This is a genomic window from Solibacillus sp. CAU 1738, assembly GCF_039888725.1.
Classification (GTDB): domain Bacteria; phylum Bacillota; class Bacilli; order Bacillales_A; family Planococcaceae; genus Metasolibacillus.
Genome location: NZ_JBDQQN010000004.1, coordinates 90,007 through 115,321, shown reverse-complemented (window position 1 = coordinate 115,321; position 25,315 = coordinate 90,007). Strand labels below are relative to the sequence as shown.

The 25,315-nt window shown below is 37.5% G+C and carries 22 protein-coding genes and 1 other annotated feature; of the genes, 15 read left to right on the top strand and 7 right to left on the bottom strand.

Translation table 11 applies throughout. The features are described from left to right. Positions 1–20: 20 nt before the first annotated feature. The 8 genes from AAFN87_RS13320 (at position 21) to AAFN87_RS13285 (ending at position 7,866) form a co-directional block, all read left to right on the top strand. Positions 21–767, top strand: a complete 747-nt coding sequence (locus AAFN87_RS13320; protein ID WP_347791571.1) for an SDR family NAD(P)-dependent oxidoreductase — start codon at positions 21–23, stop codon at positions 765–767. Then, positions 760–1,251, top strand: a complete 492-nt coding sequence (locus AAFN87_RS13315; RefSeq protein ID WP_347791570.1) for a PCC domain-containing protein — start codon at positions 760–762, stop codon at positions 1,249–1,251. The genes AAFN87_RS13320 and AAFN87_RS13315 overlap by 8 nt, the downstream gene beginning before the upstream one ends. Continuing rightward, a complete protein-coding gene (locus AAFN87_RS13310; RefSeq protein WP_347791569.1) occupies positions 1,248–2,729 on the top strand; it encodes a class I adenylate-forming enzyme family protein in 1,482 nt (493 codons plus the stop codon). Before AAFN87_RS13315 ends, AAFN87_RS13310 begins: the two co-directional genes overlap by 4 nt. Continuing rightward, complete coding sequence (locus AAFN87_RS13305) at positions 2,726–3,859, top strand: thiolase C-terminal domain-containing protein (protein WP_347791568.1); 1,134 nt, start codon at positions 2,726–2,728, stop codon at positions 3,857–3,859. Before AAFN87_RS13310 ends, AAFN87_RS13305 begins: the two co-directional genes overlap by 4 nt. Positions 3,860–3,862: 3 nt before the next feature. After that, the gene (locus AAFN87_RS13300) at positions 3,863–4,165 is read left to right on the top strand and encodes a Zn-ribbon domain-containing OB-fold protein (protein ID WP_347791567.1); all 303 of its coding nucleotides are present in this window, start codon (positions 3,863–3,865) and stop codon (positions 4,163–4,165) included. Positions 4,166–4,231: 66 nt separating this feature from the next. Next, positions 4,232–5,230, top strand: coding sequence for a DMT family transporter (locus AAFN87_RS13295; RefSeq protein WP_347791566.1), 999 nt, complete (start codon positions 4,232–4,234; stop codon positions 5,228–5,230). Positions 5,231–5,595: 365 nt separating this feature from the next. Continuing rightward, positions 5,596–6,354, top strand: coding sequence for a 3D domain-containing protein (locus AAFN87_RS13290; protein WP_347791565.1), 759 nt, complete (start codon positions 5,596–5,598; stop codon positions 6,352–6,354). Between the two features lie 561 nt (positions 6,355–6,915). Further along, positions 6,916–7,866, top strand: a complete 951-nt coding sequence (locus AAFN87_RS13285; protein ID WP_347791564.1) for a TRM11 family SAM-dependent methyltransferase — start codon at positions 6,916–6,918, stop codon at positions 7,864–7,866. A gap of 335 nt (positions 7,867–8,201) precedes the next feature. Here the strand turns inward: AAFN87_RS13285 and AAFN87_RS13280 are convergent, their stop codons facing one another. From AAFN87_RS13280 to AAFN87_RS13265, 4 genes are all read right to left on the bottom strand, one after another. Next, entirely contained in the window at positions 8,202–9,230 is a 1,029-nt protein-coding gene (locus AAFN87_RS13280; RefSeq protein ID WP_347791563.1) for a DegT/DnrJ/EryC1/StrS family aminotransferase, read from the bottom strand. A gap of 51 nt (positions 9,231–9,281) precedes the next feature. Continuing rightward, positions 9,282–9,965 carry a PIG-L deacetylase family protein gene (locus AAFN87_RS13275; protein WP_347791562.1) on the bottom strand — a complete coding sequence of 228 codons (684 nt, stop codon included), beginning with the start codon at positions 9,963–9,965 and terminating at the stop codon, positions 9,282–9,284. Between the two features lie 170 nt (positions 9,966–10,135). Next, complete coding sequence (locus AAFN87_RS13270; RefSeq protein WP_347791561.1) at positions 10,136–10,819, bottom strand: WbqC family protein; 684 nt, start codon at positions 10,817–10,819, stop codon at positions 10,136–10,138. A 13-nt stretch (positions 10,820–10,832) separates the two neighbouring features. Continuing rightward, positions 10,833–11,984 carry a glycosyltransferase family 2 protein gene (locus AAFN87_RS13265; RefSeq protein ID WP_347791560.1) on the bottom strand — a complete coding sequence of 384 codons (1,152 nt, stop codon included), beginning with the start codon at positions 11,982–11,984 and terminating at the stop codon, positions 10,833–10,835. A gap of 414 nt (positions 11,985–12,398) precedes the next feature. Between AAFN87_RS13265 and AAFN87_RS13260 the strand changes: the two genes are divergently transcribed. The 4 genes from AAFN87_RS13260 (at position 12,399) to AAFN87_RS13245 (ending at position 16,475) form a co-directional block, all read left to right on the top strand. Beyond that, the gene (locus tag AAFN87_RS13260) at positions 12,399–12,971 is read left to right on the top strand and encodes a protoporphyrinogen oxidase (protein ID WP_347791559.1); all 573 of its coding nucleotides are present in this window, start codon (positions 12,399–12,401) and stop codon (positions 12,969–12,971) included. A 191-nt stretch (positions 12,972–13,162) separates the two neighbouring features. Continuing rightward, positions 13,163–13,903: a metallophosphoesterase family protein gene (locus tag AAFN87_RS13255; protein WP_347791558.1), complete on the top strand. Its 741-nt coding sequence runs from the start codon at positions 13,163–13,165 to the stop codon at positions 13,901–13,903. A 129-nt stretch (positions 13,904–14,032) separates the two neighbouring features. Next, positions 14,033–14,467, top strand: coding sequence for an OsmC family protein (locus tag AAFN87_RS13250; RefSeq protein WP_347791767.1), 435 nt, complete (start codon positions 14,033–14,035; stop codon positions 14,465–14,467). A gap of 10 nt (positions 14,468–14,477) precedes the next feature. Next, positions 14,478–16,475, top strand: coding sequence for an ABC1 kinase family protein (locus AAFN87_RS13245; RefSeq protein WP_347791557.1), 1,998 nt, complete (start codon positions 14,478–14,480; stop codon positions 16,473–16,475). Between the two features lie 210 nt (positions 16,476–16,685). Here the strand turns inward: AAFN87_RS13245 and AAFN87_RS13240 are convergent, their stop codons facing one another. The 3 genes from AAFN87_RS13240 to AAFN87_RS13230 form a co-directional block, all read right to left on the bottom strand. Next, positions 16,686–18,047, bottom strand: a complete 1,362-nt coding sequence (locus tag AAFN87_RS13240) for a sodium-dependent transporter (RefSeq protein WP_347791766.1) — start codon at positions 18,045–18,047, stop codon at positions 16,686–16,688. Positions 18,048–18,131: 84 nt separating this feature from the next. Further along, positions 18,132–18,359: a binding site (T-box leader), on the bottom strand. Between the two features lie 159 nt (positions 18,360–18,518). Next, positions 18,519–19,622, bottom strand: a complete 1,104-nt coding sequence (locus tag AAFN87_RS13235; protein WP_347791556.1) for a TFIIB-type zinc ribbon-containing protein — start codon at positions 19,620–19,622, stop codon at positions 18,519–18,521. Between the two features lie 12 nt (positions 19,623–19,634). Next, entirely contained in the window at positions 19,635–20,921 is a 1,287-nt protein-coding gene (locus AAFN87_RS13230; protein WP_347791555.1) for an SPFH domain-containing protein, read from the bottom strand. Between the two features lie 329 nt (positions 20,922–21,250). On the opposite strand from AAFN87_RS13230, the gene AAFN87_RS13225 reads away from it, so the two are divergent. The 3 genes from AAFN87_RS13225 to hutI all read left to right on the top strand — a co-directional run bounded on the left by AAFN87_RS13225 (position 21,251) and on the right by hutI (position 25,307). Further along, positions 21,251–22,924, top strand: coding sequence for a GNAT family N-acetyltransferase (locus tag AAFN87_RS13225; protein WP_347791554.1), 1,674 nt, complete (start codon positions 21,251–21,253; stop codon positions 22,922–22,924). After that, complete coding sequence (locus tag AAFN87_RS13220) at positions 22,861–23,586, top strand: hypothetical protein (RefSeq protein ID WP_347791553.1); 726 nt, start codon at positions 22,861–22,863, stop codon at positions 23,584–23,586. The genes AAFN87_RS13225 and AAFN87_RS13220 overlap by 64 nt, the downstream gene beginning before the upstream one ends. A gap of 410 nt (positions 23,587–23,996) precedes the next feature. After that, on the top strand, positions 23,997–25,307 hold the full coding sequence (gene hutI, locus AAFN87_RS13215; RefSeq protein WP_347791552.1) for an imidazolonepropionase: 1,311 nt from the start codon (positions 23,997–23,999) through the stop codon (positions 25,305–25,307). Positions 25,308–25,315: the final 8 nt, after the last annotated feature.

Below are 25,315 nucleotides of genomic sequence, written 5' to 3'. Positions count from 1 at the left end.
GAGTGATGGAGGAAATCTATATGATGTTAAAAGATGATGTAGCAATTATTACTGGTGCTGCAAGTGGGATCGGACAGGCAGTAGCAATTCAATTGTCAAAGCAAGGCGCACATGTTGTACTTGTTGATTTAAACTCATGTGAAAAAACGATTGAAAAATTGTCTCACACAAGTTTTTTAGAATGTTTAGGAGATATTCGAGACGAAGATTTTGTGAAAGCAACTGTCAATCGGACAATTGAAAAGTTTGGTGAGGTTCATATATTAGTAAACAATGCAGGGACGTGCAGCCGGAAAAATATCGAGACGATGACAGCTGAAGAGTGGTCGCGTGATTTGGACACGAACTTAAAAGCGGCGTTTTTATTTACGCAAGCCTGTGTATACCCACATATGAAAGATGCCAATTATGGACGCATTATTAATATTAGCTCGGTGTCAGGGCTAAATGGAGGCGTCACTTCTGGAGAAGATGGTACAGGTCGATCAGGTCCAGCATACGCTGCCTCAAAAGGTGGGGTCATTGCTTTAACAAAATGGGTAGCAAAAGAGCTAGGGCCATTTAGCATTACGTGTAATTCAGTTGCTCCTGGTGCAACTTTAACCGGCATTACGTCTGGTGTTCCGTACAGTTTAGATCAACAGGTTATTAAGCGCATCGGTGTTCCAGATGATATTGCGGGAGCTGTCCTATATTTCGCCTCGAGAGAAGCAAGTTATACGACTGCTCAAGTATTGAAAGTAGACGGAGGGATTAGCATTGGATAATCCAAGGTGGCAAGCTGTATACGACCGTTCTACAGAGAGAATTATTGGTAGATTAAAAAAAGGTACTGATTTATTTACGGGTATTAAAGAAATTTGCCGACAATTTGGTGTGACAGCGGGCCAGTTTCAATGCATGGGTTCATTAACATATGCTACTTTTCATCAAGTTGCAAAAGGCGAAGTGGAAGGAACGATTGTTTATTCACCAAAAGTACGTACTAGCACGGAAGTTGAGCTCATATCAGGTCTTGGGTTTATTGGTGTTGACGCAGTAACGAATGACCTAGAAATTCATTTTCATGGCTCATTCGTAGACTGTTTTAAAAAAATAGATGGCGGCCATTTTGTTGAAGGTGAAAATGTCACGGCTATTACGATTGAGTTCATGATTCATGTTATGAAAAATACTGTCGTGAAAAGAAGGATAGATGAAGAATTTAATGTACCATTCTTTCAATTTGAAGAACGGGAGGGAGCTAATTGAGTACAATTGGACAATTAGCAACAAAATCAGCTCGTGCATATCCAAATAAATTAGCGGTTAAATTTCATGAGCGCTCAATCACTTATACGCAATTACTAGAAAGAGCACACGCATTAACGGCTTTTTTCCAAAGTAGAAATTTAGTAAAGGGTGACCGCATTGGCGTGTTAATGTCGAATCGTCTAGAGCATATCGAACTGGATGTAGCAGTCTCTCTTTATGGCTTAATAAAAGTACCATTAAATTATCGTCTACATCCAAGAGAGCTTGAATACCAAATTGAAGATTCAGATATGCGCTTCCTTATAGGTGAACAATTATTAATTTCCTTACTACAAGCCGATTTACCGGTTTTATATAGTGGAGAGGCATATGAGGAAGTTCTCGAGCAATTTACAGGAAAAGCTCACATTAATGAAGTAGATGAAAACGACACGATGGCCATTATGTATACGTCAGGTACTACAGGCAATCCAAAAGGGGTCATGCTGTCACATCGAAATATGGTTAGTGGGGCATTATCGTTAGCTATTGCCTGCGAGGTTGATTTTAATGACATTATAGGTCATGTAGCTCCTTTAACACATGGTGCAAATTTTTTAAGTCATGTTGCATGGCTCTATGGTTTAACGCAAGTTGTATACGATAAGTTTGAACCAGAACAATTTATCAATTTGCTTGAAAAAGATCGTATTTCTATTATTTTCTTAGTACCGACAATGGTGAACTTAATGATTCAGCATGAACATTTTGATCCTGAAAAATTAGCAACGATTAAATCGATTAATATGGCAGGCTCACCTATTGCTGCTGCAAAATTGCAGGAAGCGTTACATAAGGTCGGGACGAAATTTGTTGAAACATATGGTCAAGTCGAAGGGCCAATGTGTATTTCCATCATGCCGCGACAAGACCTTGCAACTCGATTAGATTCTTGCGGGCGAATTGGTCCATTTGTCGATGTCAAAATTGTAGATGATGCAGGAAATGAATGTCCAGTAGGGGAAATCGGAGAAATTACGGCAAAAGGTCCGCTCGTCATGCAAGGCTATTGGAATAATGAACAAGCGACAAAGGAAACTATTCGTAACGGTTGGCTCCATACGGGCGATTTAGGCCGGCTAGATGAAAACGGTTATTTATTTATTGTAGACCGTAAAAAAGAAGTCATCATTTCCGGTGGTGTTAATATTTATCCACGTGAGATTGAAGAAGTATTAAATAAACATGACTATGTAAAAGAAACTTGTGTCATCGGCATCCCAGATGAGAAATGGGGCGAGTCCGTCATTGCTTATGTCGTACCAAATGGGCGCGGAGAAGTCATGCAAGAAGCTTTACTGCAGTTATGTCAAAATCATTTAGCTAGTTTTAAAAAGCCGAAAGAAATTTATATCGTCGAACAATTACCGAAAAGTTCGTACGGCAAAATTTTGAAGCGTGAATTAGTAAAACTGCATGCGGAGGTAACAAAATGAGTGTTTATATTCATAGTGTTGGCATGACGAAATTCGGTAATAGTGAAAATAATTCCTTAAAAGATTTAATGCTAGCAGCTTGTCGAGAAGCACTTGATCAAGCAAATGGATTAAAAATTGATGCCGTTTATGTCGGGAATTTTATGGGTGGAAGCTTAGCGAATCAAGAAATTTTAGGTGCAATAGTCGCAAATGATCTTGGACTCGGATATATTCCGACAGCAAAACTAGAAGGTGCTTGTGCATCAGGCGGGATTGCGTTTCGCCAAGGCGTATTAGGGATACTTAGTGGGGAATATGAAAATGTTTTAGTCGTAGGCGCAGAAAAAATGAAGCATGCATCAACTGCCGAAGTGACACAAGTCATTAATTCTGCAATGGATCAAACGACGAATGAAAAATATGCAGGACTTACTTTCCCAGGCTTTTTCGGTGTGACTGCCAACCGCTATTTTTATGAGACAGGTGCAAGCAAAGCTCATCTAGCAATGATTGCCCTAAAAAATCGTGAAAACGCACTGAATAACCCCCTTGCACAATTTCAAAAACCAACGACAATCGAAGAAATATTAAATGCGCGGATTATTACAGACCCACTCGGATTATTTGACTGTTCACCGATTACAGATGGTGCAGCGGCTGTTGTTTTATCTAGTAAACCATCTGATATAAAAATATTAGCTTCTGCCCAAGCATCTGGACCAACGATGATGCAGGATGCGACTGATCTGCTATCGCTATCAGCTATTCGTCTATCAGGAAGGCAAGCCTATGAAAAAGCAGGTATTGGCCCGCAAGATATTGATGTTGTTGAAATTCATGATTGTTTTTCTATGACAGAAATGATCGCTATTGAAGAGCTAGGTTTTTTCCCGAAGCTGGAAGGCTGGCTAGCGATTGAGCAAGGTAAGACACGTGTGAATGGGGAAAAGCCTGTGAACACAAGTGGTGGATTATTGTCACGGGGTCATCCGATTGGGGCGACAGGTATTGCTCAAATCTATCAATTAGTACACCAATTACGTGGAAATGCGCCAAACCAGTTAGAAAAACTGCCACGTTTAGCACTTGCACAAAATCTAGGTGGTACAGGAGCATATTCCGTTGTCCATATATTAGAAAGGGTGTAATGAATGAAAGTTTATGAATGCTGTGGCGTCGAATCTGTAACGAAAAAAGTGTATTGTAGCAACTGTAGCAAAGAGATAACGAATGAAAGAGAAGTGCCTGACGAAGGAACGGTTTATAGTTTTACCGTTATTCATATTGCACCACCGGAATATGCTCATTTAGCTCCGTATACAGTCGCTTTAGTCCAGCTAAACAACTCCAGTGCAAAGTTAACTGTCCGCATGGATGAAGCTGTTCAAATTGGGGATGCAGTAAAGCTCGACGAAATCGTTGACGGTACGTATATTTATAAAAAAGTTTCATAATAGGAGATGGCTCTATAAGTATGTTGCTTATGGGGTCTTTTTATTAAAACTGAGAGAGGCGATTACTTGGGCAATGCAAAAGTATATTCCATATTAATTTTAGTCATGTTTGTTTGGGGAATGAATGTTACGTGGTTAAAAGTAATCGTGTCAAATGGAGAACCGCTAACGATGCAAACAATGCGTGTATTTTTAGCAGGCATTACAGTGTTCATCATTTTAAAGCTCATGAAGCAAAAATTATATGTACAAGGAATGCCGTGGAAATACATATTAATCGGCTGTTTTTTCGGTGTCATTTGTCATCATGGATTTCTAGCGTACGGGATTGAAAGAACAACCGCTATGAAAACGGCAATTATTAGCGGATTAAGTCCGTTAATTACAGCATTTATTGCAGTCGTTTTTAAAGATACGATTATGACAAAAACTAAAGCTATTGGGTTTGCACTTGGCGGAGTAGGTGTCCTTATAGCAGTAGTTGATGATTTCACAGCGCTTTTCAAACTCCAATTAGGCGACTTTTTTGTGTTCATGTCGTTCTTTTTACAGGCTTTTAGCTTTATTGCGATTCGCCGCGCAACGAGAGTGATCCAACCAATGTTAATGACTGGGTGGATGCTAGTATTAGGATCATCTGTTTTATTAGTATTTACAACGATTATATATCCGACAAGTTTTGGAAGCTTTTTAACATTAAGCCCATTTGTCTGGACTATTTTCTTATTGTCCGCAATTTTAGCGACAGCAATCGGTCATACATTGTATAACTTATGTATTAAGCATATTGGTGCAGCTGAATCCGCAATCTTTACTAACTTTAATACGATGTTTGCCTTATTTGGCGCAGCATTATTTTTAAATGAAATTATTACGTGGCAACAATTAATCGGATGCTTCTTTATTATTGCAGGCGTTGTTATTGGAACGGGCAATGTAGATAGAGGTGTTTTTAAACGGATGATATCGTGGCGATTTAAAGGCAAAAAGAATGAACCTACCAATTTAAATGCGCAAGAGGATATTGTAATAAAAGAGTTATCAAAGGAAGCAGGATCTCCATAAAGAATGAATTGCGTATAGAGAGGCTTGTGGGAATTCCACGCAATATATAGTATTCCCACTTTTCGTTTGTAATAAGGAATTAAATTGCCCGCTTCGTGCATTGCGAGGTGGATCAGTTATACATCACTTAGTAATAGTTTGATCTCTGCTTCTAAAGAGGTGCCGCTATCTCTTTTCGTTATTCCAACGGTATATATTATTAATTGATTTTCCCTTATAAAATCTATAAAGAAATTGCTTCCCTAAACAGGTTTTAGCTGTTTGAGGAAGTAGTTTCTTTTTTTATTTTCAAGAAAATGTATATTTTTTGTAATTGAGGGGTAACACTGGCAAAAAACAACAGATTATTACAAAGGAGGAGTATTATGTTGAAAATTAGGGCGTTTTTTGTTATTGCCTTTATTGTTTTTTCAACGAATTCGGTATCCTATGCAACTACAATTTTTCCTGTCTCCATAAATGATGTATATTCTACTGTTAACGATATGGATGGAAAAATGGACATACATGCGTGGGATGCTTTAGATTCGACAGTCGTTTTAAATGAACAAATTGAAGAAAAGTTTTACACCGTGAGTGAGGGGGATAATTTGTTTCGCATTGCACTAGAGCACAATGTTTCACTTGAATCACTGATGAGCATGAATAATTTGACGAGCCATTTGATCTACCCCGGAGATGAATTAAAGGTAGATGGTGAAGAATCAATAGGAACTACTATTCAAGAAATTGAGTCAGATAAGCAGCAGAAAATAGTCGCATCTACTATTTATAGTCCACCTGCTATAGTTGAATCGACCGAGGAAATTGAGCCAGCCCCATCTGATGAAGAATCTATAGAAATGGTCGTGACAGCAACAGCATATACAGCTTATTGTACAGGATGTTCCGGAACGACCGCTTACGGCATTGATTTGCGAGCCAATCCAAACCAGAAAGTGATCGCAGTTGATCCAAGGGTTATTCCACTCGGCACAAGAGTTTGGGTAGAAGGATATGGAGAAGCGATTGCTGGTGATACAGGTGGAGCTATTAAAGGAAATAAAATCGATGTATTTATTCCATCTCATGATAATGCGATGGCATGGGGAGTAAAAACAGTAAAGATAAAAGTATTAAATTAAAATGAAGCATGTGCATCCATAAATTGCACATACACTTTTTGTTAATATTTATGGAAAGCATTTTGTTCTATAATCGATCATCACCCTGTCGGAAAAAACAGGGTGATTTTTTTGTTATGGAAAACTCTTACGCAAGTGGTCAGAAAGCGAACGCAACGGGAGTCTATCCGCACGCAAGGGACCGAAAAGCGCACAGTCAACGGGAAAGCGAACGCAACGGGAGTCTATCCGCACGCAAGGGATCCGAAAGCGCACGCAATGGCGAGCAAACCGCACGCAAGGGACCGAAAAGCGCACAGTCAACGAGAAAGCGAACGCAACCCAAGTCTATCCGCACGCCCGCAAGTAAACCCACAATCCGAGTTAGTAAATACTCTCTACGGCAGAGAACTACAGCAATTATTTAACCTGTCTCGCAATCTAAGCTATACTAGTAGTTATGATTAATTTATTGGAGCTGAAAAAGATGTTAAACAAGGTGACGGAATTACTAATATTGAAACGGTCTAATCGTACATTATTAAATGTAAAACAGAACATAATGGAATTTGAGGGAACGCTATGTTAAAACAGCAAGTTTCTTCATATTTATATACTTATGCGTGGCAAAATGACGAAGAAGAGCTTTGTAAATTAGAGATGAGGGCATTGTTTAGTTTTGATGTGGCATCGAATATACTACAATCCCCGCGTAAAATTGAGCCTAGTAGAAGTCCGTTTATACGGAGTCGCCTAGATGTGCTGTATGAAGCAAATGAAATTTCCGAAATTGCTCACTTTGCCAGAAGCCTAGATTTAGATGGAGCGACATTTAAAGTGTTTTGCTTAAATAAATTTGCTATAGGGGATATTGAAAAAATTCAACAACATGCACGCCAGCAAGTAGAGCGGGAAATTGGATTAAATATTCAGGCAGAACCAGATTTATATAATCCTGAAATTGCATTTGGCATTGTGTGGCACAAAGAACGCTGGTATTTTGGGTATTATGTAGAGGGCGAGGCAGTTTGGCTAAAGCATCAGCAAAAGCCAGAAATGTATTCGACAGCTCTAAGTACACGAGTAGCACGAGCAATAGCCAATATTGCAATTCCGGATCCAGCGAGTGTAAAGGCAATCGATCCATGTTGCGGAATTGGTACTGTGTTAGTAGAGGCGCTGTCTATGAATATGAATATTGTCGGCCGAGATATTAACCCGCTAGTAGTAAAAGGGGCACGTACAAATATAGCTCACTTTGGCTTGCACGGGGATGTTCAAAAAGGTGATATTACACAAAATACGGACAGCTATGATGTAGCGATTATTGATATGCCCTACAATCTATTTACACATATTTCTACGGATTCGCAGTTTGCTATTATTAAAGCTGCACGTAGAATTGCCACAAAGGTCGTGCTAGTAACGATTGAAACAATGGATGATTTTGTGAATGAAGTGGGCTTTACTATAATTGATCGCTGTGTCGTAAAGAAGGGAACTTTTGAAAGGCAAGTTTTAGTATGTGAGTAGAGCATATGTGAGGTTGCAGAAAGGATTTTTGTTATTGTGTTTACGTGTGAAGTATAGTTTATTTATCTAATTTAGTAAGTTATCTATCTCGAGGCTTTTCAGACGTATAAAATTGGTTTTGATCGAACGATTCGCATGAGATTTACTAAGAAAAGCCTCTTCAAGCTCACTTTCTACAACAAGAAACTCGTAGCGTTTGTGCGCTTAGCGTGATTGCCTAGTACACGAAACGACTAGGATTTATTAAAATAGTATTCTATTAGAAAAACCCTCGATTTTTGTACATCGAGGGTTTTTACAATTCGGGAAATTATTACAGAATACTAAGTGTTACTCTATGACAATATGCTTTTTACAATACGAATAATTCGCTGTACTTCCTTATCTTTTAAAGATGGATAAATTGGCAAGGAAACCGTGTTTTGTGTCCAAGAATAGGCATTTGGATAGTGCTCTTTTGGTCCGAGTAGTTCAATTTCTTGAAGTGGTACGACAGCAGAAATATTATTCTGACTTAATGCAGTGAGTATTTCAAATTGTTTTGTTGTTTGCAAAATAGCTCGAAAACGAACAGGCGACATGTCAGAAGTAGCATCTAGTAGTGGGAAATTTGCTTCTTTGTATTGTTGAAAAATATCGGATCTTCTATTTTGGAATTTTGGGAATTGCTTTAGTTGAGCGCGACCAATAGCAGCTTGTAAGTCAGTCATTTGAAAATTAAAGCGCAATAGATCGTCAAATCTTCGGTCATATAAACGATAGTCCTTTAACTTTTCGATAATTGTAGGATTTTTAGAAACAATCATGCCGCCTTGTCCGCCAGATGTGATTAGCTTCGTCGCATAAAATGAATAGATCCCAATGTCTCCTTGTAATCCAACTGGAACTTGATTGACTGTAGCCCCTAATGATTGTGCGCAGTCTTCAATAATACTAATTTTCCGGTTAAGTGTTGAAAAATCCTGTGGTAGTCCATACATATGTGGAATAATCGCAATATGTGCTGTGCTGTCAATTGCATGAATATTCATGTTCGGTGAATGAATGTGACTATCCGTTAACAATAAATTGCCCCCAGCTAAAGCAGTTGCATTTCGTAAAGCAGTGCATGAATAGACCGGTGAAGCGATATTTTTGTCTTGTGCATCGAGTGCAATGAGAGCTAAATACAATGCTGCAGTTCCACTTGAGACGGCTATAGCTGAACCTTGAGGCAAGCCTAAAAAATCACAAAAGTCATTTTCAAAATGCTCAACTTCTTTACCTTGTGCAAGCCAACTAGACTGAAGTACTTGAATAGCCGCCTTTTTTTCTTCACGTCCTAGAGTGGGGCGATTATGCGGTATATAATTGAAGCCGAGCAAATTATTAATTATCTTGCTATAAATGCAAAATCACCTCCTCTATTTTAGACGTTATAAAACATGGGAGCGTAAAATATAGTACTTCTCTGCATAGGGTAATCCGATTTCGAGGCCTCGCATTTCCGCCCATTTTAAAACGCTTTCTGGAGATATAAGATGGTTAGGTGGGCGCCGCTGAGATTTATGCTGTAAAAATGCTTCCACTTTCTTATGAACTGTATTTGATAAATCTAAATATAGTTCGCCAGTGTTCCAAAACTTTTGATAATACCAGGAAATGAGTGGATATTCATACATTGCAATGAGTTTTATACTTTGAGTTGGCCGTGGTCTAAGTGCGGCAAAACAAGCTTCAAATAGTACGACATGATCTTGGTGATAGCTAGGAAGTGGAATAAACACCATTGTAGGCGAATAATTATTTACAATATTATCGAGTTTCGAAATAATCTCGTTTTTAGGAATAGTATCGAGAAGAGAGTCTTTATCATTGTACATAACTTCAAAATCGTTACAGCCGAGAACTGCTAAAGCATTTTTTAGCTCTTCGATTCGCGTAGCAGCGAGGACTTTTTCAGAACTATGTGGGTGAGTTATATCTCCGACTGCTATAACGACTACTTTAACTTCATTTTTATGTCTACATGCTTTTTCAATTAATCCTCCACACCCAAGTACCTCATCATCTGCATGAGGTGCAATAATTAAAATTCTTTCGACTCCAGATGTAATCATGAACTCACCTCCCTTATTCATTTTTTTAGACTCTGTTAATTTCTACTGTTAATATTGGCGAAAATGGCTTCACTTTTCGCCGGCAAGTCCAAGCCTCGGAGGGGTGTTGAGTGACTTGTTTCCCCGCAAGAGTCTACGCCATTTTCGCTTTATAAAAACTTAATAGCGATTTAGACTCTGTGTTTTCGAATAATATCCATCGTTTCTGGCCCGCAATTAAAAAGCATATCAATAATGGAAAGGTTTGGTTGAAACTGTCCCCAACGTTGCGGATATTCAGGGTGCTGAAAATTTTGATAGACTAGTTGAATATTATTTTTTTGAAAAATAGTTTCATCATTATAAGCACGAGCACCGCTTCCAGATACATAAATATCGCCTTCTAAGTGAATCGTAATATTGGCATTTCGATCATTGCTCCTGCCGAAATCTAAGTGGAATTCTGATTCTATAAATAGTTCAGTTGTGATATGAAGTTGCGTCATTATATGTTTAATAAGTGCAATATTTAATTCTGCAATAGTATCCCATTTGATAGTATATAGCTGTTCAAACCCTTCTCTGTAGGCATTCCAGTATATATTTTTCTTGTAATTCGCTTCTATCGCTTTCCAATGATTTACTTGCCAATTAGAATTATTAGCAATCTGTAATTCGTTAATAGGTATTTCTTTATTTTTTAATGGGACAGTAAGCATCAGGCTACCTTGTGGTGATTTAATTTTTGAGCGATTAATATAACCGCTTTTCGAATGAACTGCTTTATCTAATATGACAAATTTATCGACTTGATCAAGTTTGTCGAAAAAACCAATCCAAGGTAAATAATTCGGCTGATGAATTGCTATTTTCATAAGGATCTACCTTTCATATTTTATGCACGTTATTTCCTGAACGATTTAACTTATTCCAACCTACATGGACTCCTTTTAGAGCCATAAGAACTGCTTTCCATGTTACGTACGCTAATAAGTAACGATATACTTGTCTTTGGATAAATATCCATAGTAGTGGTTTCATGTTTTCTTTCCCTAGTTTGAAGGCTACAAAGGAATTTAAAAAGTCCGTTACATAAAATAATAGGGCAAATAAATAGATAGACTTTGTTCCTTCTATTAATGATGCGATAAAAATAACATCGATAAGTGGCGAAGTTAAAAATAATAGATAAGAAAATAGCATACTAGGAATGGCAAAATATTTAAGTGTTTTATTTGATGAGTGAGCAATATTCCATCTATGCTTCCAGGCTACTTGTAAAATACCGTAAGACCAGCGAACTCGCTGTTTTATGAATGACTTAAATGTTTCAGGACTTTCTTCGTAAGAAATGGCACGGTCCTCATACATTACTTTATAGTCAGCATTTAAAATTCTTATAGTAAGTTCAGCGTCCTCTGCTAATATATCGTAATGGTAATAGCCTATATTTTGCACAACCCTTTTGCGCCAAGCACTATTGGAGCCTGGAACAACCGTTATACATTGAAGTACATCAAAAGCTCTTTTTTCCAAATTGTTAGAAGTTACAAATTCAATATGCTGCCACAGTGTTAGTTGGTTAATAATATTACCGACTTTGCAGTTGCCGGAAACAGCACCTACGTCTGGATCGGAAAAATGGCTAACTAAATGAGTAATCGTTGAACGGTGAAATACGGTATCTGCATCAATCGTAACAATAATTTCTCCGATCGCATTTTTTATCCCTATATTTAATGAGTTGGATTTACCACTATTTTTCTTTGAAATTAATTTAACAAGCTTATTGTTACCATAGTTTTTTTGCACAATATCTGTTGTTGCATCTGTTGAGCCGTCATCAATTACTAATATTTCTGTTATTGGATAATCGCTTTGTAAGATGGCCTCAATTGTTTTGTTAATTACAATAGCCTCGTTGTAAATAGGAACAAGAACTGTTACTGTCGGTTTATATTCAGGATAGTTATTATTAAGATTATGCGTAATTTGGGGCCGCCTGTAATGTTTAATCGCAAAATAGAAAATAATAAGCATGCGCACAAATCCTATGATAATTGTGAAAGTCAAATAGACTACAAAAATTTTTTTCAAGGCTTCAAGGATCTTTATTAGGAAAATATTTATTAATGGAAACTCAATTATTTTGTATAGATTTAGTCCGTATAATATTATGTCTGTCAAGATAAGTAGCAAAACGATTAAAAGAGAGAGTTTTATTAGGAGCCAACGTTTACCCGTTTTATCTTTAAATATCAACTAAATCACACCTCCCGTATTCTATATTTATATGTGTATCAGTATAGGAGGGGATATGCGTTTGACTATAGGATTTAAGTTATTTGTCTGAATAAGAAAATGTATATTATTTAAGATGATTTAGGATTTGTTATTCCAAACGCCTCTTTTAGGCTATACTTACAAAAGAAATTATTTAAAGGAGCGCTTAACATGCTAAAACAACTAATGCAGCCATATATAGAAGAACAGGGGGAGGAATTATCACTTTTTGCTGTAGAACAAGCCTATGCAGAAAAGCATAATCTACTTCCTGAAGGAGTAATTGTGCAACAAAAGAAGTTCAAATTCGAAGTGTTAGAGCGCTGTGATAAGGAAACAGAAGAACTTATAGCAGAAGTAGAAGATTCATTTTTAGCAACACCGATTCGTTATTTTAAAGAGCATCCAAAAGAATTTATCTATGCTGCGACAGAGGAGTTTGACCGTATTCGCACAGATGCTTTTGCGCTTGAGTTTGACGAAGCGTTTGAAAACTATACAGCATTGTTTGCAGTAGCGCTACAAAAGAAATATAAAACCGACATTCAAGCACATTTATTATCTAGTTTAGATTTAGAGCAAGCGAAATGCAGCGTAGCGTTTAACGGGCAAGAGGGTGTCTGGGAAATGAATATAGCAATTGAAGCAATGGATGATTTCAGCGAAGATTTAACGCTTGAACAAGTATTTGAGAAGCTATATACGTTTGTCTTCCGCTTACTTGAAAAAATCGAAGCATTGTAAATTAATAACTGTGCCCTGGGGTTGTTGGTGATATATTCAGTTTAAATGAAAAAAACATTGATTTTTTACTATCCGACAAAAAATAGATTAGCAATAGAAGGATTTTCCTTCCATTTGCCGAAAAAGAAATATTAGTGTTGTAAGCGGGTTGTCATGTGACAATCCGTTTTTCGAATGGGAGGCATACTTGAATGGAGAAGGCATTTGTTATTGGTGATATTCATGGGAATTTCGATTTGCTAACACAGTTACTGGAGAAATGGCGTCCACAAGAGGAGCATCTCATTTTTTTAGGTGATTATATCGATCGAGGACCACAAAGCTTACAAGTGTTAGAAAAAGTAAAGTCGCTTGTAGAAAATGGGGCGACTGCGTTAATAGGTAATCATGAACAACTCTTCTTACACTGGTTAAATTTTCCGAAAACCGATTCTTATATGTTTGTCAATGTCGGAGGGGCGAGCACGATTCAAAGCTTTCAAAAGCCGGAATGGGTACAGAAGTCCATTGAAGAAATTGCGGCTTTAATTCAAGTGGAATACGCATCATTGCTAGAATGGATTAAAACTTTACCGCGCTTTATGCAATGGGGAGAATATTTTTTTGTTCATGCTGGTATTGATCCACATGTAGAACAAGCGACAGAAACAAATCCAGAAGATTTTTTATGGATTCGTGATGAATTTCTTCATTTCCCACATAAAGCAAAAGAAACGGTCGTGTTCGGACATACACAAACACAAAAATTAAATGTGGATGGCAGTGGAGATGTTTGGATATCTCCTTGTCATAAAAAAATAGGAATTGACGGTGGAGTTATACTTGAAGGTGGCCAGTTGAATGGTATTGTGTTAACAAAAGGTAGTAATGAGATGCTTATTCACATTGCAAGTGAAAATGGTGTTTCTACAAGGATACGCAAAATAAAGTAGCTTAGGTTAATATTCCCTGAGTTATTTTTTTGTTCTTAGAATCTCATAACATGAACAGTTTTCATTAAATCGACCACTTCCCACATGGTATAGTATGTATAATTGAACTGCCTACAGAAAGGGATGTAAATAATGCAACATAATTTTACTTTGCATACAAAATGGGATGGAGGGCGCAATGCAGTTGGTGACTTGCGAGCAGACCGATTATCGACAAAAATATCTATTCCACCTGAAATGGACGGACCGGGAATTGGCACTAATCCAGACGAGATGCTACTTGGTGCAGCAGCAACATGCTACATTATTTCGCTAGCGGCGATGCTTGAGCGCACGAACATTGATGCTTCACTTGCACTACAATCAGAAGGAATAGTTGATGTGACAAATGGCGTCTTTACTTATGAACAAATAATCCATAACTTAACGATAGTACTAGAAAATGATACGGATAAAAATAGGGTATTGGCAGAAAAACTTGCGATAAAAGCGGAATCGACATGTATGATTAGCAAGGCGTTAAAGGGGAATGTGGATATTCAATTACAATTAACAATAATTTAGGGGGAATTCGATGAGCTGGATGCATTTTGTAATACAAATCATTGTGTTTTCCATCTTAATCTTTTTTGTAAGTGGGCGATTAATCGGTTCAAATGTAATTTTACTAAGGCGGATTTTGTCAGTCATAATGAGCATATCCCTCACAACGTTTGTCTTTTGGTATACGTATTTACGCGATACAGACTATTTGAATGGCGATGTTGTCGAAAGCGTTATGAACGTAGCAACATTACTTTGGGTAGGCAGTATGTTACTTATTTCTATGCTGTTTTACTTACTGTTTGAATTATTTGATCCGATTGAGCTTGATGAAAATGGTGAGCGAGTAACAGGGAAAAAATCATTGTTCAAGCGAATTATTAATCAATGGCGGAGACAAAAACGCCTGCGCCATGTTTTGCAAGTCGCTGTTTCAAATGGCATTACACGTACGATGAAATATTCACGCAATCGTGATAATGACCGCGAGTTAGCGATTGCACTGCGAGATACTCTCGAGCAATGCGGAGGTATTTTTATTAAATTTGGGCAAGTACTTTCGACACGCAAAGAATTATTTTCACCAATATTTATTGAGGAGCTAGAAAAGCTTCAGCGCAATGTTCGACCATTAACGAATGAGCAAGTAAATGAAGTGCTCAAGAAAAATTTACAGCAACCAGTTGATGAAATATTTTCTTATTTTAGCGAAAAGCCACTGGCAGCTGCGTCTATAGGGCAAGTACATAAAGCAGTGCTGCGAGGTACTAATGAGCAAGTAGCTGTAAAAGTGTTGCGCCCTGATGTAAAAGAAATAATGCGCGATGATCTAAGTATTTTAGTAGAATTTGCGAATTGGGTATCTAATAAATCTGTTTGGGCTGAAAATCTAGGTTTTCGTGATTTAGCAATTGGTTTTGCTTCAGGATTAATTGAAGAAATTGATTTCAATATTGAAGCACGTAATACGATGCAAGTAACGAATGTGTTACGCGGTACTAATAGTAAAGTGAAAATTCCACGAGTATATACAAAGTATAGTAATGCTAATATTCTTGTAACAGAGTTTATTAATGGTAGTTCCGTTACAATTGCAGACGATATATTTGAACAGTTTAATATAGATCGCCATGCATTTGCACAAACGCTGTTGTCATCATTTTTAGAGCAGGCGCTCGTTTCGGGAATATTCCATGCAGATCCACATCCAGGCAATGTATATATCGATAGCCGTACAGGTGCGATGACATTGCTCGATTTTGGAGCAGTTGGTCGATTAGCAACGAAGCAGCAGGAAGGCTTGAAGTTATTTATAATAGGGATTTCCTTAAATGATGCAAGCGTCGTATATGAAGGTATTACTAAGCTTGTAGATAACGCAGCTGAAGTAGAAAGTGATGAAATTGAACAGGCCATTAGCCAAGCGCTTTTGAAAATTTCTTATGTGGAGCGTGTTCAAACAGACGAGCTTGTCTACTCTATTTTCTCTATTGTACGTGAGTTTGGACTACACTTCTATCCGTCTGTTAGCATGGCGCTTCGGGCTATCGTGACACTAGACGGCACACTAAGTATAATCTATCCACAATTTGATATTTTCCAAGAAGCAAGGCAATTTTCAAGTAGCTATGTGAAATCGAGTATGAAGCGACCTCTGAAAGATCCGGGAGCTGTAATGGAACGTTTAGAGGAACAGTTAGCACTCATTTTACCAACGCTCAGCAAAATGCCTCGCCGTATGAATCAATTATTAAAAAAAGTAGAGAGTGGTAAAATTATTTTGCATCATGATATTTTTTCTGATACGCAAAATACAGTGTTTATTACGCAGTTATTTTCAAGATTTATCCTTCTCTTTGTCGGCATTACATTTGGTGTAATTTCGGTTGCATTACTAGCTATTTCACAGATTATGGACAATGTGTATGCTATTTACTTAAATACGGTTGCTTATTTAGGATTGTTTTTATGTGCGATATTGCTCGTGCGCTTATCGATTCAAGCAATACGGGATATGAAGAGGAAATAAAGAAAGGGTGTCCAGAAAGTAAAAACTTTCTGGACACCCTTTTCGCTCCTTCCTTGATAATTATCAAGGAAAGAAATATTGCTCCTGCGGTGGTCGCATCAAAATGCCACCATCCTCGTCGTAAAGGGGACGTCTCAAAATTACTTTTCAGACGCCCCCTTTCATAAATTTCATAACTTTTTATGCACTTAAATAACGTGTGTTTGCATCCTAAAAAAGTCCAATAATTTTATCAAGTATGCCTGTAATATCAAGAAATACGATGATAATAACTAGCGGAATTATATACTTCATAATGAAGAACCAAATATTAAAGGCGGTAGCTCCTAGACGAGAATGCTGTAATAGTTCCTCTCGCAAAGTGCTCTTCTTAATCTTCAGTGGTACGAAAATTGAGATTAAGAAAACACCAAGTGGCATTAAAATATTACTAACTAAATAATCGGCCGAGTCAAAAATATTCTTCGAGAAGATCAAAATATCCGAAAACACACTATACGATAATGCAGAAGGAACACCTACTGCGAAAATTAACACACCAACCATATAGGCATATTTTGTACGCTGTTCTTCTTTTCCTTTTACAAGAGAAGCTACAATAATCTCTAACATCGAAAAAGCAGAAGTTAATGTAGCAAATAAGAATAACGCTAAAAATCCTAATAAGAAAGCTTCACCAAAAATAATTTGATCAAATACAGCAGGCAATACAACAAACAGTAAACCAGGACCTTCATCTGGTTCTAAACCTAATGAAAAGACAGCTGGGAAAATGGCTAATCCTGCTAGTAAAGCAATGAATAAATTCATGGAAACAATCGAAATTGCTGGCTGAATTAAGCTCTCTTTTTTCGAAAGATATGAACTATACGTTACCATTACTGATACACCGATACTTAAAGAGAAGAAAGCTTGTCCCATCGCAAACAAAATACTTTGTGATGTGAGGCTTGAGAAATCAGGTGCTAGGAAGAATTTCACACCTTCCATTGCGTTATCGAGTGTCAGTGAGCGAATAATTAGAACAAAGAATAGGATAAATAATGCAGGCATCAATATTTTACTTGCTTTTTCAATGCCATTTTGAATTCCTTTTGCTACAACTAGAACTGTAAAAGCTAAAAATACAAATTGCGCGCCAATAACCAAGGTCGGATTTCCAATTGTTGCTTCAAAGACCGAGCTATAATCTGCGCCTTCGCTAATGATCCCGCCAAACAAGCCTTTGGAAAAATAAATGACGATCCATCCACCAATTACGCTATAGAAGGATAATAATAGGAAGCAGGTAAATACCCCTAATTTTCCGATCCAATGCCAGTTTGTATTTGGTGCTAAACTACGGTAAGCACTAACTGCTTCCTTTTGAGTACTTCTCCCAATGATAAACTCTGCTAGTAACAGCGGGAAACCAATAAATAATGAGAATAAAATAAATAGCAGGAAGAATGCCCCGCCACCACTGACACCAGTTACATAGGGAAGCTTCCAAATTGCGCCTACGCCTATAGCTGATCCAGCAGCAGATAATATAAAACCAATCTTCGATGACCATTGCTGTGATGTTTGAATGCTAATCAATCCAATCTATTTTTATTACGTCCTAAATTCTGTAAAACAAAGCAAAAGACAAAAAGCCACGTCTCTATCTGTAACGATAGGGACGTGGCTGTTCACGCGGTACCACCCTAATTGGAAACAAACCATGTCTCCCACTTGGTAAAATAACGGTTTAAACCGTTTTTATACAACATGTTCGAATATGCAGTATAAAAAAAGCTCGAAGAATGAAATTCACACAGATCTTTGTATCAGTTTCCACCAACCACTGATTCTCTGCCAACAGGGAGATCTGGCTTAATATGTTCTTGTCATTGCTCATTCGATATTTAGAATAATAATCGAAATTATAGTATGATAACATCTAAAGGTCAAGTCACGTTTCTGAAATTAATATTTTTTACCTTTGTTATCACAATAGCTTCCTACATCCCAATCAAATTTTAACTATTTTTTATAGTAGCAGGCTTTAGTATGTTTTAGTTAAAAAATATACCCTTCATTGTAAAAGTAGAGAACGGCAATTACTGCCAGCACGATCAATACAGCAACAGTTACTTTGATCGCAGAAATGGGAGATTGTCCACCGACTTTACCCGTTTGCCCGTTAACCATAAACTGATATGTTTTTTTCTTGAAGCGGAATGAAGAAAGCCATAACGGTAACATTAAATATTTATACGTAATATTACTATGAACAGTAGAGAAATTAATATTGTTCACGACATCTGCACCGTGACGACGACGTACTTGTAATTCGATACAACTATGAATATAGTTATGAATCTCTCTTTGTGCTTGCTTCCAACCATCTTCTAAACCAATACTATAGCGCTCCGCAATGTAGCCTGTTAAATAATCTTGATTAAATGCGCGCGGATTATTTGTAGAAAACGGTTCTATTGAGCGCAAAATATTATCATCGTAACGGGTCGTTGCTCGTACTAAATGGTCGTCGATAAATTCCTGATAAAACCCACTTGTCCTATACCAATCGGTCACAGTTCTTTCGTTGCCATCTTTATCACGAACAATACGGTGTTTACCATAGCGAGCTGTGTATTGAGAAGCGGTTTTTGTATCAAATGTCCAATATGGTAAGTAAATGCCGGAAAAAGAATCTGCCTTTGCAGAGCGTTTTGCTTCATTCGGTGCAAACCACTTGCCTTTTATCCATTTTTGGAAATTAGCGTCGGCCTCTGTTTTTGTTACTTCAAAAGGGCATACCCCATTTGGAGCAAGTGAATCTTCAGAAGCGCTTTCCATTACGTGATTCGAACCACAGTACGGGCAAACATTTGCCACTTCAAGTGCATCATATATTGATTCAGCTGCACATGCGTTACAAATTACCGTCTTTTTTTCTGAACCCCATTGAAAGCTATTACGTTTTAGTGCATCCTCGAAATTTAATTCATGTGCTACTGCATCGGTATGTAGCTCTGGCTGTGGAATTTGTTCCTCATAGCTACAATAAGGGCACGTTAGCATACCATTTGCAGGATTAAACTTTATCGAAGCCCCGCAAGAAGGACATTTAGCATCGTATTCATCTACTTGTTGTAATACCTTTTCTTCGATATTCATATTGTAAACTCCTTATGCATGGTCGTTTTCATCAAACACATCACCGCATTCAGGACAGAATTTTGGTACTATGCCTTCAGGTTGCCATCCGCATTTATCACATTTAAAACTTGTTTTTTTAGGTGATCCACATTCCATACAAAACTTGCCTTCATTTTGTGTACCACAGCTACAAGTCCAGCCACTTTTTTGCTCAGGATTACCACAATCCGTGCAGAATTTCCCGCTATTTGCTGTGCCGCAAGAGCAAGTCCATCTAGTATGTTGCTCGGGTGAGGCTTGAGGTGCTTGCTGCTGCCCCATTTTGAATAAATCTTGCGCGTTTACGCCACCAGCTTGAGCTGCCATATTCATACCGGCAAAGCCAACGAAAGCACCCGCGTCATTTTGAGCTGCCATTTTCATTGCATCACTTTGAGCGCCGATCATTGTTGCAGCGGCCATATTCGGATTGCGAAGTACGGCAGTTCTTTGTAGTTGTTTAATCATATCTTCGTCTTCCTCAGAAGCTTTTACGGTATTGACACCGAATGATACTATTTGAATGCCACGTGTTTTCGCCCATTTTTCGGATAGCACTTCATTTAACGCTTGCGCAAGCTCTAACGTATGACCTGGCAATGCGCTATACCGAATACCTAACGATGAGATTTTTGCAAAAGCGGGTTGCAAAGCAGTTAATAATTCCGAACGCAGCTGACTCTCGATTTGGTCGCGCTGGAATTCTGCTTGCACATTCCCTGCTACATTTGTGTAGAACAAAATTGGATCGATAATTTTATATGAATACTCCCCGTGACAGCGAATTGAAATATCGATATCTAGCCCGATGTTAGTATCAATGACACGGAACGGGATTGGCATTGGAGTGCCGTATTTATTGCCTGGAATTTCTTTCTTATTGAAATAGTAAATGCGTTGATCTTTTGGAGCTGCCCCACCAAAAGCCACACGTTTTCCGAATGATTCAAAAGATGCTTTAATATTTTCGTTTAAGTCGCCGTAAAAAATACTCGGTTCAGTTGATGTGTCATACACAAACTCGCCGGCCTCTGCACAAAATTCAACAATTTGTCCTTGATCGACAATAATCATCGCTTGCCCTTCATTGATTGCAATAATGGAGCCGTTGCTAATGATGTTATCACTGCCTTTAAAATTAAAGCTTCGTTTCGCCTTTCTCTGTTCCCCTTTTGTCATTAATACATTGGCTGACATTGACTCGCAGTAAAAATATTCACGCCATTGATCTGCTAAAACTCCTTGTGCTGCACCGATTCCTACTTGTAATAGTCCCATAAAATTACCTCCATAAAAAAATCTATTTATCTTTATTATACTTTTTTTAAGCAGTAAAAGTTTCACTATTATGCATTTCTAAGTATAGCCAGTCATATAGAAAACTATAGATTTGAAAATTCATTAAGTTAGGCGTAATGGATTAATATTATAATGCATTCGTAATAGTAAGCATTGACGAACATCTAGTAAACTTGCATACGACATGTTTAGTTACTACTGGCACTATGTACGGTGCATGTAGAGGACGTGACTAAAAATGAAAATAGTTCAGATGATTTCGTATATGGATAATAGATGTGGAGCTGTCCAAGTAAGGGTGAGTGTACATGTTAACGTATAGTGTTGTGACGACTGTTGATGAATTAAATGCTTACAGACGAAGCTGGACAAAAATTTTACAAGACGAACAAAATAATAATCCATTTATTGAGTTTGAATGGATTTATTATTGGTGGCAGCATATAGCAGAAAATGAACAAATACGGATTTATGTTATACAACAAGATGGTAAGCCAATTGCCTTTATTCCACTTGAAAAGAAGAAAATGCTTGGCGTAAATATATTTTCTTATGCGACTTTTCCAGAAGCTAATTATATGGATGTCATTGCAAGAAAAATAGATAAAAAAAATGCCATATTTTATTTGCTTCAGACATTAGAAAAACGCTATCCACATGCTGTATTTCGCTTCAATGGTTTACTCGAAAGTAGCGATACAACTGCACATATTGAAGCGTATTTTATTGAACATTGCACTACGTATCGCCTGTTTCGTACAGTATCCCCAGTTATTCAATTACAAAAGTTAGAGGCAGAAAATTTACTATATAAAAGGCGCAATATGCACGGTGTAAATCGTCGGACAAAGCGATTAACAAAACTAGGGCAATGGCAGTTTGTTGAAGTAGAAAGCTCAGATTTTTATAATATGGTGTCAATTTTTAAAAAGCGTTGGAAGAAAAAACACAGTAAGAATCGTTTTGCTGAATTTAATGTGCAGCAATTATTTCACAGTATCGCGAACAATGAAGCGGCTGTCGATGTTCGAGTACATGCCCTTTTGTTTGAAGGGAAGTGGATTGCTTTTGCATTAGGTGTTAGTTGCCGAGATCGCTATATTGGTTACACGCTCGGTCATGATCCGGCATTTGATATGTTTGGCCCAGGGAGAATTACTGATCAGTTGCTTATTCAAGCCATTAGTAAGGAAGGCTTTTCTTTATTTGATTTAAGTATTGGCTATGAAAGTTATAAATATGATTGGCACACTGTTAATGATTTCGTTCTAAGCTATATTAGCAGTACGAAATCACTAAAGGCAGGAACGGTTGCTTTAGCAATTAGTACACGAAGCTTTTTAGTGAGTTTATTGAACAAGCAACGCTGGTTTGTGCGGTTGAAAAGAAAAGTGTTAGATACATTAAGCTATTCATTACGCTCTGTAAATATAAAAGAGTTATTTTCATTTTGGAAGCAATTATTTACTGTAGAGTGGGTTAACATATATGAAAAACAGTTAGTTCAAGATGATATAACAAGGAAACAAACGTATATCGAACAGAAGCTGAAAGAAGTTCCATGGGATAAAATGAACGTTTCGCTTATGTATAAAGGCTATCGTTTTTTTAAGGAAGAAAGCTTGAATAAAAACACGGTATTTATATATCACGATAAAGTGCTGCGCTATGATGAAATTGCTTTACTAGAGCCAATACCTTCAAAAACGGCGTTTCTTTCGCAATTCGAGGAAACGGAGCTAGCTACAATTTGTCACTATTTTTATGAACAACAATATAAGAAAATCCTCGCTATTAATCCACTCTTGAAAAAGAGGCGTGCAAAAAAGTTGCTAAATGAAAAGTTCTTTTGCATAGAACAAATCTTTTATATGAAGTTTCTTAAATGGGAGTTTCGAAGAGTGAGAGGGGTGGACCAATGCAAATTAGACGAGCAAACACGTTCTTTACAATCGAGCAGCAATTTTTCCAAAAAGCTATAAAACCAACGAGACATAAAGCAACATTGACACGTTATACGCATGCGTTAAAACCAAGCCGCAAGCTAAGTAGACAGCAAACCGTTCATATAAAGCTCAGTGAAGATCTACATGAATCATTGCCCAGTCGCACAAAGAAAATGCTACGGCGTGCTGAAAAAGAGGGCTATGTCGTGACACAGACGACGATGCCAACCATCGATCAATTAAACGGTTTCTATGATTTTTATGGAGCATTTGCCAAAATGAAAAACACTATTGGCATTTCTATATTTAATAAAAAAACATTACAATTACTTCTACAGCAGCAGGCCGTTCTTTTTAGTTCAGTTGCAAATACAGAAGGCGAGATTTTATGTTATAGAATTGATATTATCAATGGACAAAGTGCACTTTCGTATTATGTCGCTACTTGGCCATATACATTGCGTGAGGATATAAAGCAACAAGTAAGGTATGCCAATCGCTATTTATGGTGGCAAAATTTATTGTACTTAAGAGAGAATAATTATGTGTTATATGATACGGGCGGTTTAACAAATGATGTAATGATTGCGCAGTTTAAACAAAGTTTTGGTGGACAAGTAGTCGATGTGTATTCAGGCTATGTTGCACACTCAACGATTGGTCGTATGATGCTGGCGTTAAAGCATTGGAGAGAATAATAAAAAGCGAATACCTAAAGTCATCGCAATACTTATTAGTACAGCCAAACTAGTGAGCTGTATATTAAGAATGTTTTGCACTAAAAAGGATAATTTTTACAAACTACTAAATTGAATTTATTTTTGGAAAATAATTATTCGCAAATGAATTTATTTAGTAATTACACATAACAATCAGTGTTGGGTAAAGATATTTAGAAATGCTCAAAAAGTTCGTAAGAGAACTTTTTGGGCTTTTTTGTTTATGTAAATATTTAATTATATTGATACATTAAATTATTTCGATATAACAAAACACTTCTACACACTACCTAGATAAAGGAATTTATTGAAAAAACGACTAGAAAAATACTATTTTATAGCTAATAATGTAATTAAAGAGATCGGAATTTTTGAAGGGGTGTCTAAAGATGAAAGTTTTTTTAGAGCAAGTGCAAGTAATGCATAGAAAACAGCTTCAAACAACAAAACCGATATGGATTCAAAATGCTGCACAATTGATTACTTTAGCGAGTGATCGAAAAGGGCCGCGAGTAAAGGAGCAGATGTCAGAACTAGCCATTATTGAAGGCGGCAGTATGTGGATTGAAGATGGTGTCATTCAACAAGTTGGCACAATGCAAGAACTTATTAAAACATGTATGCCACGTGCACATGAAGCACAAATCGTTGATGCGACAGGTAAAATTATAACGCCAGGGTTGATTGATCCACATACGCATATTGTATTTGGGGGTAGCCGCGAGTTTGAATTTGAAATGCGAATCGAAGGTAAATCGTATATGGAAATAATGAATGCTGGAGGCGGTATTCATGCAACTATGCGTAAAACGCGGGAAATGTCGGAGGAACAAATATACAACGAAACGGCATATCGCTTAGATTCCTTTTTAAAGCATGGGGTAACGACACTTGAAAGTAAAAGTGGTTATGGTCTTAACGTCGAAACAGAATTAAAACAGTTGCGCATTATGCAACGTTTAAATAATAAGCATCCAATTGAAATCATTCCAACCTTTATGGGTGCTCATGCAGTACCAGAGGAATTTGCTGGTGAGGCGGATGCTTATATTGATTATGTTATTGAGGAGATGCTCCCTACTGTAACAAAAGAAAAGCTAGCTGTTTTTTGCGATGTTTTTTTAGAAAAGGATGTGTTTACGCCAGAGCAGGCAGAGCGCGTACTCATGGCAGGCAAGGAATACGGTCTCATTCCAAAAATTCATGCGGATGAAATTGTCGCATGTCAAGGTGCAGAAATTGCAGCGAAGGTTGGTGCGATTACAGCGGATCATTTACTAAAAACGTCAAATGAAGGTTTTGAAATGTTAGCGAAAAATGGAGTTATTGCATGCTTGCTCCCCGTGACAGCATTGTATTTACGAGAGCAACCAGCGAGAGCGCGCGAAATGATTACTGCAGGTGTACCAGTAGCCATTTCAACTGACTGTAATCCAGGAACAGCACCTACAACATCGATGCTACTCGCAATGAATTTAGCTTGCATCACAATGAACATGACGCCAGCTGAAACACTTTGTGCCGCTACATATAATGCGGCATGTGCAATCGGTATGGAAGAAAAAATCGGGTCACTTGAAGTTGGTAAGCAAGCAGACTTTGTTATTTGGGATGTTTCGAACTATCAAAAAATGCACTACGTATTCGGTGTAAATCATGTCGAACAAGTATGGAAAAAAGGCGCCAAAGTTGTTGGCTAAAGGAGAGA